This is a genomic window from Mycobacterium sp. GA-0227b, assembly GCF_001499855.1.
GTDB lineage: Bacteria > Actinomycetota > Actinomycetes > Mycobacteriales > Mycobacteriaceae > Mycobacterium.
On sequence record NZ_LQIK01000001.1, the window covers coordinates 84,955 to 96,941 of the forward strand.

The 11,987-nt window shown below is 65.2% G+C and carries 13 protein-coding genes; 2 read left to right on the forward strand and 11 right to left on the reverse strand.

From position 1 onward, the window contains the following. Positions 1 to 17 precede the first annotated feature (17 nt). The 3 genes from AU185_RS00415 to AU185_RS00425 form a co-directional block, all read right to left on the reverse strand. The gene (locus tag AU185_RS00415) at positions 18 to 1,217 is read right to left on the reverse strand and encodes an acyl-CoA dehydrogenase family protein (protein ID WP_059100360.1); all 1,200 of its coding nucleotides are present in this window, start codon (positions 1,215 to 1,217) and stop codon (positions 18 to 20) included. Next, positions 1,210 to 2,403, reverse strand: a complete 1,194-nt coding sequence (locus tag AU185_RS00420) for an acyl-CoA dehydrogenase family protein (protein ID WP_059100361.1) — start codon at positions 2,401 to 2,403, stop codon at positions 1,210 to 1,212. The genes AU185_RS00415 and AU185_RS00420 overlap by 8 nt, the downstream gene beginning before the upstream one ends. Positions 2,404 to 2,551: 148 nt before the next feature. Continuing rightward, positions 2,552 to 3,508 (reverse strand): esterase family protein, encoded by a 957-nt coding sequence (locus AU185_RS00425; RefSeq protein ID WP_156425363.1) that lies wholly within the window; start codon positions 3,506 to 3,508, stop codon positions 2,552 to 2,554. Positions 3,509 to 3,704: 196 nt separating this feature from the next. Here AU185_RS00425 and AU185_RS25420 point away from each other — a divergent pair, with 196 nt between their 5' ends. Then, complete coding sequence (locus AU185_RS25420; RefSeq protein ID WP_197413445.1) at positions 3,705 to 4,244, forward strand: hypothetical protein; 540 nt, start codon at positions 3,705 to 3,707, stop codon at positions 4,242 to 4,244. 108 nt (positions 4,245 to 4,352) lie between these two features. On the opposite strand, the gene AU185_RS00435 is transcribed toward AU185_RS25420, so the two are convergent. From AU185_RS00435 to AU185_RS00450, 4 genes are all read right to left on the reverse strand, one after another. Then, the gene (locus AU185_RS00435; RefSeq protein ID WP_059100363.1) at positions 4,353 to 5,285 is read right to left on the reverse strand and encodes a M56 family metallopeptidase; all 933 of its coding nucleotides are present in this window, start codon (positions 5,283 to 5,285) and stop codon (positions 4,353 to 4,355) included. Beyond that, entirely contained in the window at positions 5,282 to 5,656 is a 375-nt protein-coding gene (locus AU185_RS00440; RefSeq protein ID WP_059100364.1) for a BlaI/MecI/CopY family transcriptional regulator, read from the reverse strand. The genes AU185_RS00435 and AU185_RS00440 overlap by 4 nt, the downstream gene beginning before the upstream one ends. Before the next feature lie 88 nt (positions 5,657 to 5,744). Next, on the reverse strand, positions 5,745 to 6,599 hold the full coding sequence (locus AU185_RS00445; RefSeq protein ID WP_059100365.1) for a cytochrome c biogenesis CcdA family protein: 855 nt from the start codon (positions 6,597 to 6,599) through the stop codon (positions 5,745 to 5,747). Then, positions 6,599 to 7,348 carry a DsbA family protein gene (locus AU185_RS00450; protein ID WP_059100366.1) on the reverse strand — a complete coding sequence of 250 codons (750 nt, stop codon included), beginning with the start codon at positions 7,346 to 7,348 and terminating at the stop codon, positions 6,599 to 6,601. Before AU185_RS00450 ends, AU185_RS00445 begins: the two co-directional genes overlap by 1 nt. A gap of 121 nt (positions 7,349 to 7,469) precedes the next feature. Between AU185_RS00450 and AU185_RS00455 the strand changes: the two genes are divergently transcribed. After that, positions 7,470 to 8,717, forward strand: coding sequence for a L,D-transpeptidase (locus tag AU185_RS00455; protein ID WP_059100367.1), 1,248 nt, complete (start codon positions 7,470 to 7,472; stop codon positions 8,715 to 8,717). Between the two features lie 8 nt (positions 8,718 to 8,725). Here AU185_RS00455 and ripB read toward each other — a convergent pair whose 3' ends face one another. The 4 genes from ripB to AU185_RS00475 form a co-directional block, all read right to left on the reverse strand. Next, on the reverse strand, positions 8,726 to 9,382 hold the full coding sequence (ripB, locus tag AU185_RS00460) for an NlpC/P60 family peptidoglycan endopeptidase RipB (RefSeq protein WP_502687727.1): 657 nt from the start codon (positions 9,380 to 9,382) through the stop codon (positions 8,726 to 8,728). A 273-nt stretch (positions 9,383 to 9,655) separates the two neighbouring features. After that, positions 9,656 to 10,486 carry an LLM class F420-dependent oxidoreductase gene (locus AU185_RS00465; RefSeq protein ID WP_059100369.1) on the reverse strand — a complete coding sequence of 277 codons (831 nt, stop codon included), beginning with the start codon at positions 10,484 to 10,486 and terminating at the stop codon, positions 9,656 to 9,658. Between the two features lie 69 nt (positions 10,487 to 10,555). Then, positions 10,556 to 11,089, reverse strand: coding sequence for a COG4315 family predicted lipoprotein (locus AU185_RS00470; RefSeq protein ID WP_231740358.1), 534 nt, complete (start codon positions 11,087 to 11,089; stop codon positions 10,556 to 10,558). 109 nt (positions 11,090 to 11,198) lie between these two features. After that, complete coding sequence (locus AU185_RS00475) at positions 11,199 to 11,966, reverse strand: SDR family oxidoreductase (RefSeq protein ID WP_059100371.1); 768 nt, start codon at positions 11,964 to 11,966, stop codon at positions 11,199 to 11,201. Between the last annotated feature and the right edge of the window lie 21 nt (positions 11,967 to 11,987).

The window sequence follows — 11,987 nt, forward strand, 5'->3', positions numbered from 1 at the left end:
AAGTGCGCTCTGACGCGCTAAACCGTGAGCCCGTCGGCCACCCGGGGGACCCGGTCGGCGGCGGCATCGTCGAGCACAATCGCCGCGACCCGGTCCCGGTGCTCTTCGGCGCTGCCCAGCAGGACCGCGTCGGTCGCGGCGCGCTTGTAATAAAGATGGGCCTGGTGCTCCCAGGTGAATCCGATCCCGCCGTGTACCTGGATGGTGTCGTTGGCGACGTGGCTGAGCGCTGCCGAACAGACCGCTTGGGCGATGCTCGTCGCGAGCGCGGGATCGTCAGACCCGTCCGTCAGAGCCCAGACTGCGTGATAGGCAGTCGATCTCGCGTGCTCGACGTCGACCAGCAGATTGGCCAGGCGATGCTTGACCGCCTGGAACGATCCGATCGGCCGGCCGAACTGCAGCCGCGATTTCGCGTACTCGACGGACAGGTCGAGCAGATGCTGCGCGGCGCCGACCTGCTCGACGGCGAGCAGCGCAGCACCGACCTGCAGCGCGTGGTCGAGGACTCGCGGGGTTTCGCCGGGACCGGCGATCAGGCGCCCGGAAGCGTTGGAGAACGTGACGTTGGCCTCGGGCCGGGTGAGGTCGAGGGTCGCCAACGGCGTTCGCTGTACCTTCCCGGCGGCGGTGTCGACGGCATACAGCGCGACGCCGTCGGATCCGCGCGCGGCGACCAGCAGGACGTCGGCGGAGCCGCCGTCGACGACTTGAGCCACCATGCCCGACAACGCGTCCCCGTCGGCGGTCACCGTCACCGCATCCGGCTCGAAGACTCCCGCCCGGTCCACCACCGCGACGGCCGCGGTGCGCCGACCCTCGACGAGGTCGGCTAACAACTCGTCACGAGCCGGGCCGGCCGGAGCGGCGACCAGTGCGGGGATCGCGAGGTACACCGTGCCGAACAGCGGTCCGCACGCCAACCGCGCACCGAGTTCCTCGATCGCGACGGCCTGATCCACCAAGGTGCCGCCGACGCCGCCGTCGGCTTCGGGCACCGACAGCCCGAGCACCCCGAGCTCGGCACCGAGTCGCCCCCAGACCTTCGGGTCGAACGGCGGGTCGGACTCCATGAGCCGCCGGACGTTGTCTTCGGCGAAGTGCTCGGCGCTGAACTTGCTCACCGCGTCGCGCAATTGCGCCTGCTCGTCGGTGAACCTGTACTCAGCTCGGGTCTCAACTTGATTGTCGGGCTGATCCGCAAGCTTCTCAACCACGGGGGATCTCCTTCCAGGGCATGCCGGCGTCGGCCCGCAGATCACCGGGCAACCCGAGAATGCGCTCGCCGAGGATGTTGCGCATCACCTCGGAGGTGCCGCCTTCGATGGTGTTGGCGCGGCTGCGCAGGTATCGCTGCTGGATCGGGCCCTGCCAATCCCGCTCGCCGGCGCCCCTGCCCTGCTGGTATCCGTGGTACAGAAGACCTTCGGGGCCAAGGAAATCCATGCACCACTGATAGATGTCCTGGTTGAGCTCGGCGCCGACCAGCTTGCCGATCGAACCCTCCGGGCCCGGACCGCCGACCGTGGCGGCGGCTCGCGACCGTTCCGAGGTCAGCCGCTGCGCCTCCGAGCGCAGCCACAGCTGCGTCAGCCGGTCGCGCAACACCGGTGTGCGGCGCTCCGGCCGCGACGCCCACAACCCCGTCGCGTCGGCGATCGTGCCCGCGCCCCGACGGCTGCCGCTGCCGCCGAGCGCGGTGCGTTCGTTCATCAGCGTCGTCATGGCGACGGCCCACCCGTTGTCGACGTCGCCGAGGCGGTGCTGGTCCGGGATCCGCGCGTCGGTGAAGTACACCTCGTTGAATTCGGCCTGGCCTGTCATCTGGCGCAGCGGGCGGGTTTCGACGCCCGTGCCGTGCATGTCGATGACGAAGTACGTCAAACCTTTGTGCTTGGGCACATCGGGGTTGGTGCGCGCGAGCAGCAGCCCCCACCGGGCCCGGTGGGCCAGACTCGTCCAGACCTTCTGGCCGTTGATCACCCAGTCGTCACCGTCGCGCGCCGCGGAGGTGGCCAGGCCGGCGAGATCGGACCCGGCGCCGGGCTCGGAGAACAGCTGACACCAGAGGTCCTCGGTGGTGGCCAACGGGCGCAACCACTTCCGCTTCACCTCCTCGGTCTGGGCGTGCTCGCGGATCGTCGGCGCGGCCATGCCGTAGCCCATCGGATTGAGCCCGAGCGGTACCGGCCCGCCTGCGCCTTGCAGAACGCGGTCGGCGACCGCCTGAAGTCCACGGGACACGCCCAGACCGCCCAGGCCTTCGGGGAAGTGCACCCAGGACAGGCCGGCGTCGTAGCAGGCGCCGAGGAATTCGGGGATGGGAACGCTCTTCGGGTCGTGGTCGGCGACGACTCCGCGCGCCAGCTCAGCGACGCGGTCGGCGTCAGCGGCATTGCTCATGCATGTCACGATAGAAACTCGACGCGCGTCGAGCGTCAGCGGGATGAGGTCGTGTGGCCTTAACGGGTGGATCGCAGGCATCTGGTGGCTGCAATCAACCCGTTAAGCGCGACCCGTTGAGGCCGGTCAGCGTCGTTGTAGCGTTGCGTCAGTCCTCAGATGTTGGCGCTGCACTCATCACCCGTTGGATGTCGGGCTTCATCTCCTGCAGTTGCTGTCCCCAGTACCCCCAGCTGTGTGTGCCGCCGACGGGAAAGTTGAACACACCGTTGGCGCCGCCGGCAGCGAGGTACTCGTCCTGAAAAGTCTTGTTTGTACGCAACGTAAATCCTTCGAGGAACTTGGCATTGAACAGGTTGCCGCCGCTGATGCCCGCGTCCAGGTCTGTCGGGGTGCCGTCACCGGCGTAGATCCAGATGCGGGTGTTGTTCGCGACCAGCTTGTCGATATTGACCATCGGGTCGTTGCGCTTCCACGCCGGATCGCTCGATGGGCCCCACATGGCCTCGGACTTGTAACCGCCCGCGTCCCCCATGGCGAGGCCCACGAGCATCGGCCACCAACCCTCCGAGAGGTTCAGAAAGCCCGAAAGCGAGGCGGCGTACTGGAACTGCTGAGGGTGGTAGATCGCCAGCGTGAGTGCGGCTGAACCGGCCATCGACAGGCCGACCGCCGCTGTTCTGCTGGCATCGACATCCTTCTCCGATGCCAGATAGGCCGGTAGCTCCCGGGTCAGAAACGTCTCCCACTTGTATGTCTGGCAGGTGCCGGTCTTGTCTCTGCAGGCCGGCGCATACCAGTCGCTGTAGAAGCTGGACTGGCCGCCGACGGGCATCACCACCGACAAACCAGAGCCGTGGTACCACTCGAACGCCGCGGTGTTGATGTCCCAGCCGTTGAAGTCGTCCTGTGCGCGAAGGCCGTCGAGCAGATAGACCGCAGGAGAGTTCGGGCCACCGCTTTGGAACTGGACCTTGACGTCGCGGTCCATTCCGGCCGAGGGCACCATGAGGTACTCGACGGGCAGGCCAGGCCGCGAGAAGGCAAAGGCCCTGCCGACGCTACCTGGCACCAGCGAACCGAATACCAGAATCAGTGCCACCATCGACGCCGATACCCGCACTACCAAGCCCTGTACTCCAGACACCCGCGTTCCTTCCGCTCGACACCTACGTAGATACGTAGTAGATACGTAGGTGCTGATATGTCTAGCCCACCGGAGGTCATCAATGCAACCCGCAACGACAAAGAGGTACGCCGGAGCGCTGGCCGCCGGGCTGTTGGCCATCTTGGTGATTGCGGTGCCCACCGACATCATCGATACGCCATTGTTCAGCCGTGATGTGCCGGTCCGGTGGTGGGAGTACCCGGTGCTGCTCGCCACCGGTCTGCTCACCGTGGCGTGGTTCGCCATCGAGGGTTCGCGACGCAATAGCGGATTCGTGACCTCTGGGCTGACGCTGGTGACCTTCGCGGTGGGATGCCCGGTCTGCAACAAGCTCGTCCTGCTTGCCGTCGGTACTTCCGGCGCACTCGGCCTCTGGGCCCCAGTGCAGCCCGCGCTGGCTGCGTTGTCGTTGGCATTGCTGACGGGTCTGGTAGCGCTGCGATGGCAACGTCGGCCTTGGGTGACCGGCAGCTGTACTCGTGTGCCGGACTGTGAGGCACCCGGCGCCTACAAGCAGCCGCGGCCTGCGAATACAAATGGGCTTTCGCCATGTGCCAGTTCAGCTCACGGACGCTCGCCCACTTCGACCCGGGTAGTCGGACAGGCGCCCTTCCAGGATGCCGTTATTGAGCCGGATCGCCCGTTCCCGGCGTATGGACCGCCGGAAATCTGACTGGCCAGCCGAACAGGTCGTAAATGCGGCCAGCTCCGGGTACCGCGCCGCGGTCGCCATCAACAATGCACTGGTGCTTGACGATGCGAGATTTTCGGTCAGCGGCATCTAAGGGGTGCATAGCGCGAACGCCAGCGCGGCACAGCTCGGAGTTGCGCCGACGACGAGCGCCATCAACAGTGCCTGGGGACGCCAACGGGGCTGGCGCGCGGGTTGACTCAGGCGGAGCAACCGATCGACGACCGCAGTGCCTGACGCTGCCAGCGCTCCGGCAGGAACGCTGTGTCGGGTGCTCAGTGTGAGCAGGCTGGCCATCAGGGGTGCCCGGCCGTATTGGCGAGTGGCGGCATCGTCGGCGCGCATCTCGAGTAGCGCCGGCACGGATCTTGCGGCGGCACGCATCAAGGGCAGGCGCGTCAGCGCCGCCGACAACGCGTTGAGCGTCGCGATGATGTGGTGGTGCCGGCCGCGCAGGTGCGCCCGCTCGTGGGCCAGAACTGCCGCCAAGCCCGCGGCGTCGAGCAATTCCAGAGCCGCGGTCGTGACGACGATGGCGTTTCGCCCACTGCCGGAAACGCAGTAAGCCGTGGGCTGGTCGGCCGTGATGACGACGACGCCGTTGTGAGCAGTGGGTCTGCCGACAATGCGCACTGCGTCAGCGTGTTCACGATTGCAGCGCCGGGTATTTCGCAAAGAGATGATCACGCGTCGCGCGGTGTGGATCGCCACCATGGCCGTCAGCGCGAGCAGTGCGACGACGAGAATGGTCGCAAGCGACGATGGCAACTCCACTGCGCTGGTGATCCCCAAAGTTTCGACGCAGAAGGTCAATGCGGTGTTGGTGATCACGCTGTGCGCCGAACCCACGACCAAGATTGCCAAAGCTGCAACCCAAGCGAACAACGCCGTCCCGACCGCCACCAACCAACCCGTGAGGGACAGCCGCGGATGCACGCTCGTCGCGATCGGGCTCGTGAGTACGGCCGGTGCCAGCCAGCTCAATGCCACCGCATAGATGAGCAGGAAGGTAACCGCGTTCATTGCGACGAGTCCTCGGTGAATCGCTGAAGGGTTTGGCGAAGCTTCACCGAGTCGTCGTCGGCGACCTGTTCGAGAAAGAAGTTGAGGATCAACTCGCTGTCACCACCGGTCTCGAAGACCGTCCGCATCAGCTTCGCGGAATGCTCTTCGCGGGTCATTATCGGCGTGTAGCGGTACGCCAAGCCGACTTTTTCGCGTTCCAGCCATCCTTTGCGGAACAAGTTGTCCATGGTGGACATCACCGTGGTGTAGGCGATTTGGCGTTTGCAGACGAGTTCGTCGTGGACGCTGCGCACCGTGGCCGGCTCGGCGCGCGACCAGAGGACATCCATCACCACGGCTTCGAGGTCGCCGAACCCTCTGATCGCCATCCCTATCACCGTCCACTAAGCGCAGCTGCCATGTCGCCACCCGTACCGCCTGCACCATACCTACGTAGCACGATAGTAGCCACGCTGCTCAATGATCGGCGGGTTCCGCCGAGGCGGTGTGCGAGCGGGCGTGGCGCCGCCACAACCGCACGCCCTGCCATGCGATGAGCACCACTACAACACCAAGCAACACCGCAGGATCGCTCGCTCCAGCGGACAGCCGACTGAGCCACACCTGCAATTCGTATTCGGCATCGACGGTCAGTACACCACCGAGATTCGCGGTGCCGTCGGTGATGAGGAAAAGACCACCGATGGTGATCAGAATCCCGCCGCTGAGCAGCGACGTGGTGTGTGTCTGCAACGGACCGAGCCGTAGCGGCCGTCCTCGCAGCCAGCCTCGCTTGGCAAGGTTGAAGCGATCCCACAGCCACGCAAGCACAAACAGCGGTGCGGCCATGCCGAGGGCATAGATCGCCATGAGCAGCGCCCCGTACACCGGGTCTTGACCCATCGCCGACATCGTGAGGACCGCCCCAAGAAGGGGGCCTGCGCAGAAACCGGCCAGCCCATATACGGCCCCGAGCGCCAGTACCGACAGTGAGGTGGAAATGTTGATCCGGCCCGTGATCGCTTGCATGCCGGGCATGCCAAATCCCTTGCCGAGCAAGGTCATCAGACCGAATGCGATCAGGATCAGTCCGCCGATCAGCGTCACTTCGCTGCGGTAGCGCGTGATCGCATTGCCCAACGCACCAATTCCGGCGCCGATCGGCATCAAGACGGTGCACAGACCGATCCAGAAGATGAAGGTCCGGCGGAGCAGGAGGTGCAATCGGTCGAACGCATAGGCGAAAAATGACGGCAACAGCAGCGCCGAACACGGACTCACTAGCGAGGCCACTCCACCCAGGAAGGCCCCGAGCACGCCGACGCCGATCATCAGTTCTCCAGCGCTTCGGTGATCGCGCGAACGAACTCTTCGGTCGGTTGAGCGCCGAGCAGGGGGACGTCGTTGATCAGAAACGCCGGAGTGCTGGGCACGCCGATGCTGTTGCCCTGCGCCAGGTCGGCATTGATGGCGCCGTCAAAGGCGTTGCCTCGCATTCCCGCAGTGAACTTGTCGAGATCGGCGACACCGGCCTGCTCGGCGAAGTCCACCAGAACCTCGTCGGGCAAATCTGCTTTCGATCGCTCCGGAGCAGCCGAGTAAACGGCACGGTTGAACTCCCAGAACTTGCCCTGCTCTGCTGCTGCGCGCCCGGCACGAGCCGCCAGCATCGACTGCTCACCGAAGATCGGGAAGTCGCGCCACTCGATGCGCAAGGTTCCCGAATCGACGAAGCGCTCGACAAGTTTAGGTTCGGTGTCTCGACTGAACTTGGCGCAGAACGGGCATCGGTAGTCCGAGAACATCACCATCACCACGGGTGCGTCAGGACTACCCAGAGCGAATGGGTCCTCCGCGAGCCGGCGTTCGACGGAAACCAGTCCGGCCCCCTCACCACCCGCGGCAGCGGTCTCGCCGGGCCCGGTGACCGCCGACGCCGACGAGGGTGTCGCGCCCGGCGCCGGCGCAGCGTCGTTGTCGGTTGGTAGCACCAGATACAGGATCAAGGCGACGGCAACGACGACCAGTCCCCCGATGAAGATGAGGTCCTTGCTGAGGCCGTCTCGCCGCGAACCGCCCATCGTCCACCTCCGTGCTAGCGTGTGAGCTACGTAGTTACGTAGTAGGTACGTAGCCTTTGTAGCACACCACGCTCTTAGAGCGGGAACAGCAGACGGGAGAGCTCTCACTGTGGCCTCGGTTATGCGCCGCAAGCGGATCGGATCACTACTCGTGGCGTCGCTTGTCGCCGCTACCGTCTGGCTCGTCGACCGATCGGGCATGGCGGGCACCACGGTGGAAGTGGCGCCGCCTCCACTGCCGGCAATCCCAGCGGTCGTAGCCGTCTCGCCTGCCTCGCAAGCTTCAGCAGTGGACCCGTTGAGCGCTGTACGGGTCAGCGCAAGCATGGGAACGCTGACCGAAGTCACACTCGTCGACGACATGAATGACGCCGTGCCCGGGTCGTTGAGCACCGACCGACGATCCTGGCAATCGGACAATCCGCTTGGTTACGGCCGCACCTACACGCTGCTCACCTCGAGCCGTGGTCCCACCGGAATCCCCGATACGCACACTTCGACCTTCACCACGCTCACACCAGCGCAACAGACCGCGGTGACCTTTACCGCGACATCGGGGGCGGAGCTGGTCGAGGGGGGCACCTACGGGGTCGGCACCGTCATCGTGGCCCGCTTCGACAGGCCTGTCAGCGACCGCGCCGCCGCCGAGGAGCGGCTTCTAGTCAAAACCGTTCCGCCGGTAGAGGGTTCGTGGTACTGGATGGACAACCAGCACGCACATTGGCGCCCGCGGGACTATTACGCGCCGGGCACCCAAGTCGCAGTGAGCGCCGACCTCTACGGAGCACACCTTGGCGACGAACTCTACGGCGAGCGCGACAGCGCAGTGTCGTTCCGCATCGGCGATTCGCACGTGTCCATCGCCGACGACGCCACCAAGCAGATCAGCGTATACAGCAACGGGCAACTGGTCCGGACAATTCCGACCTCGATGGGCATGGGCGGATCGGAAGTCGTTGGAAACCAAACGATCTCGTTCTGGACGCAGCCCGGTGTCTACACGGTCATGGACAAGGCCAATCCCGTCGTCATGGACTCTTCGACCTATGGGCTACCGGTCGACGCACCATTGGGCTACAAACAAACAGTCAACTACGCCGTACGACTGACCAACAGCGGAATCTATGTGCACCAACTCGACGACACAATCTGGGCGCAAGGAAACACCAACGTTTCCCACGGATGCCTAAACGTCAACGCCGACAACGCACGGTGGTTCTATGAATTCTCCCAACCCGGCGATGTGTTCGAAGTCCGCAACACCGGTGGTGAGCCATTGCCCATTTGGCAGAACGGTGACTGGAGTGTGCCGTGGGATCAGTGGCTCGCCGGCAGTGCACTAGCGACGGACGACGACGCTCCACGCTGAGGCCCGAGTCAGGTCTCTATCACACGAGTGACGGACGGCGTCATCCCGGTAATGCGTACCGGCGAAACCTTCACTGGCACACCGGTTTGCTGCGCTTCGATCATCCGGCCGTTGCCGAGATAGAGGGCCTCGTGCTGGCTTCCACCGGGGCCCCAGAACAAGAGATCGCCACGCTTGGCGTGCGATCGCGGGACATGCCGGCCCGCGTTGTACTGGTCGCCGGACCATCGCGGGAGCAGCACCCCGACACCCGCGAAAGCGAAACGGGTCAACCCCGAACAGTCGAAGCCGACGGTGTCGGCACCCGAGTCGACGCCCTTGCTCGGTCCGGTCAGACTTCCGCCTCCCCAGGAGTACGGCACCCCAATCTGTGAGCCTGCCCGTGAAATCACGTATTCGATCGCTTGCGGGCCGTGAACCCGGTTACCACGCAACGCCGTAGCCCCTGACGCTCTGTAGTCTCCGACCCCCAGGCTGCTCAGGAATCTGCGTCCGAGATCGACCGCGGTTTCGGCTGCGACTTGGGTCGCACGCAGCGAAGCGTTGGCGATTGCCACCGGATCACCCGGCGCCCCAGCGCTCACACGGCGGGGCAGAGTCGGGTCCCACTGCCCAGGTTCAGCACGGGCGACCCCGGCAGATGTCCCGATCACGACGGGCACGATGGCGAGGAATCCGACGCGAATTGCTTCCCGGCGACGCAAGACTGCCCTCCACGCTAGTCGATAAAGAACCGTTCTACGTAGTAACTACGTACGTAGATAGACAGTAGCTATGCCGCTTCCGGCGACGCCAGCCACATTTGAGTCTCGGTTCTGCAACTCGCCGTTAAGTTGGCGCAGCAATTCGAGGCTTGGGCCATACGGCCCTAAGTGGTGGATTGCAAGCATCGGTGTCTGCAATCACCCGTTAAGCGAGCCCAGCCCGCCGAGCCTGGCTCAGCCGCGATACCCGGCGACCTTCTCGGAGTATTCGTCGAGCAGACGAAGCGATTCATCGCGCGGCTTGGTGGGCAGCAGCAGGTTCGCCTGCCGGTAGCCGAGGTCCTCGAGGGCGCGCCAGTAATCCGGGTCGATCGGGGTGCCGAATGTCGTCAGCGGGACGTCGTGGTTCGCGCCCGCACGCATCTGGTCGATGCGTTTGGTCAGCCGCTCGACCGGAAGTGGGTTCGACATCCAGCCGGCGCCATGGCGGATCACCCGCTTGACGGTGGCATCGGAGTCGCCGCCGACGAGGATCGGCGGATGGGGCTTCTGAACCGGTTTGGGACGCAGGTATGACGAGTCGAAATCGACGTAGCGGCCGTGGTATTCGGCCGGTTCCTCCGTCCACAACACCTTGATGGCCTCGATACGTTCGTCGAGCAGCGCGCCGCGCGTCTTCGGGTCGGTGCCGTGGTGCCGCAGTTCCTCGATGTTCCAGCCGGCGCCGACGCCGAACACGAACCGGCCACCCGAGATCAGGTCGATGCTGGCCGCTTCCTTCGCGGTGATGATCGGGTCGCGCTGGATGAGCAGAGCGATTCCGGTGATCAACTCGATCGTCGACGTCACCGCCGCGGCGGCCGCGAGTGTGACGAACGGATCCAGCGTGCGGTAGTAGATCTTGGGCAGGTCACCGCCCATCGGGTACGGAGACTGCCGACTGGCCGGGATGTGGGTGTGCTCGGCGATCGCGAGCGCGTCAAAACCCCGTTCTTCGATCGCGCGGGCCAACGACGCAGTGTCGATGGTGTCGTCGTTGACGAAAGTGGAGATCCCGAACTTCATGTGCGCACCTAACTGCCGTCGTCAGGGGCTGGCAACGCCCGTTCGGATCACGCTATTCCTCGGCGATCCTCAAGCCAGGGGCTCGCCGTTTTTCGTCAGGACGTGCCATTCGCCGCCGAACATGTCCAAACCCTGTCCCTTGGCGTCCCTGTCCGTCGTGTCGCCTGCGTATCGATAGAGCGGGATTCCCTTGTAGGTCACCTGGTCACCGCCGTCGCGGCGCGGCACGGTCCGGGCCGCCGCCACGCTGATACCTATGCCGCCCGCCGGATCGCTGTCGGCCAGCACGGGCAGCCAGGTGTCGGCGCATTCGCCGTAGCAGGTGGGCTCGTTCGCCGAGTCCGCCGAGAAGGCATACAGCGTGCGGCCGGAGCTGTCGACGATGATCTCCCCCAGGCCGGGGCGGTCGTCGATGGCGAGGGAGACGTCGCCGATCGGCAATTTCCGCTCGACGGACGGCGGCGGGTAGGGCGCCGGGGCGGTTGCATCGGTTCGCAACGCGGTCGCCGCAGTCTGCACGCCGGAGGTCTCAGAGCTGTTCGCCGTCTGGTTGTCGAGTGCCGAACAACCGGTCAGGGCGATGACGCTGAACGCGAGGGTCAATGTGCAGGCGCCGCTCCGGCATCCTGCAGCCAGGATTCGAGGCATGGGCATGCTGCATCAATACCAGCCGTGCCAGGGCTCATATGTGTCGGGGTGCGTGCGCGCCTGGTCAGCCCACGGTCTGTCCGCCGTCCACGACCAGGGCGTGGCCGATGGTGAAGGCGGCGTTGTCGGAGCACAGCCAGAGCACTGCGGAGGCGATCTCGTCGGGCCGGCCCATGCGCCCGATGGGTTCTTGGTCGATGACGCGCTTGCGGCCTTCGGGTGTGCCGCCGGAGAAGCGGTCCATCATGGGGGTGTCGATGATGCCAGGACACACAGCATTGATCCGGACGTTGTCGGAGGCATAGTCCAGGGCGGCGGACCTCGTCATCCCGATCACGCCGTGTTTGCTCGCCGCGTAGGCGGCCTGCCCGGCGAAGCCGCTGACACCGGCGCCCGAAGAGGTGTTGACGATCGCGCCGCCACCGGTCTCCAGCATCAGCGGAATCTCGTGTTTCATGCACAGGAACACACCGCGCAGATTGACGTCGACGACTCGGTGCCACTCGTCCTCGGCGATGTCGACGATCGGTTTGACCGGTTGTTCCACGCCGGCATTGTTGAACGCGAAGTCCAGACGCCCGAAGGACTCGACGGCCCGGTTCAGCGCCGCCTGCACGTCGCGACTCTGGGTCACGTCGCAGGTCACCGCCAGCGCCTGTCCCCCGGACCTTTCGATCAATTCGGCGGTTTCGCGGCACCCGTCTGCGGAGATATCGGCGACGACCACCGCGGCGCCGCGCGCTGCGAACGCGACAGCGGTCGCTTGGCCGATCCCGCTGGTGGCGCCGGTGACGAACGCGACGCGGCCGGCGAAGTCGTCGGTCGGCTTCATGAGTGAAGCCTCCTCTTTCGA

Bases quoted from the DNA above. Each gene is read 5' to 3' on its own strand.
- AU185_RS00420 (WP_059100361.1), bottom strand. From the start codon at position 2,403: ATGAGCAATGCCGCTGACGCCGACCGCGTCGCTGAGCTGGCGCGCGGA.
- AU185_RS00425 (WP_156425363.1), bottom strand. From the start codon at position 3,508: ATGGTGGCACTGATTCTGGTATTCGGTTCGCTGGTGCCAGGTAGCGTC.
- AU185_RS00435 (WP_059100363.1), bottom strand. From the start codon at position 5,285: ATGAACGCGGTTACCTTCCTGCTCATCTATGCGGTGGCATTGAGCTGG.
- AU185_RS00440 (WP_059100364.1), bottom strand. From the start codon at position 5,656: ATGGCGATCAGAGGGTTCGGCGACCTCGAAGCCGTGGTGATGGATGTC.
- AU185_RS00445 (WP_059100365.1), bottom strand. From the start codon at position 6,599: ATGATCGGCGTCGGCGTGCTCGGGGCCTTCCTGGGTGGAGTGGCCTCG.
- AU185_RS00450 (WP_059100366.1), bottom strand. From the start codon at position 7,348: ATGGGCGGTTCGCGGCGAGACGGCCTCAGCAAGGACCTCATCTTCATC.
- AU185_RS00455 (WP_059100367.1), top strand. From the start codon at position 7,470: ATGCGCCGCAAGCGGATCGGATCACTACTCGTGGCGTCGCTTGTCGCC.
- AU185_RS00465 (WP_059100369.1), bottom strand. From the start codon at position 10,486: ATGAAGTTCGGGATCTCCACTTTCGTCAACGACGACACCATCGACACT.
- AU185_RS00475 (WP_059100371.1), bottom strand. From the start codon at position 11,966: ATGAAGCCGACCGACGACTTCGCCGGCCGCGTCGCGTTCGTCACCGGC.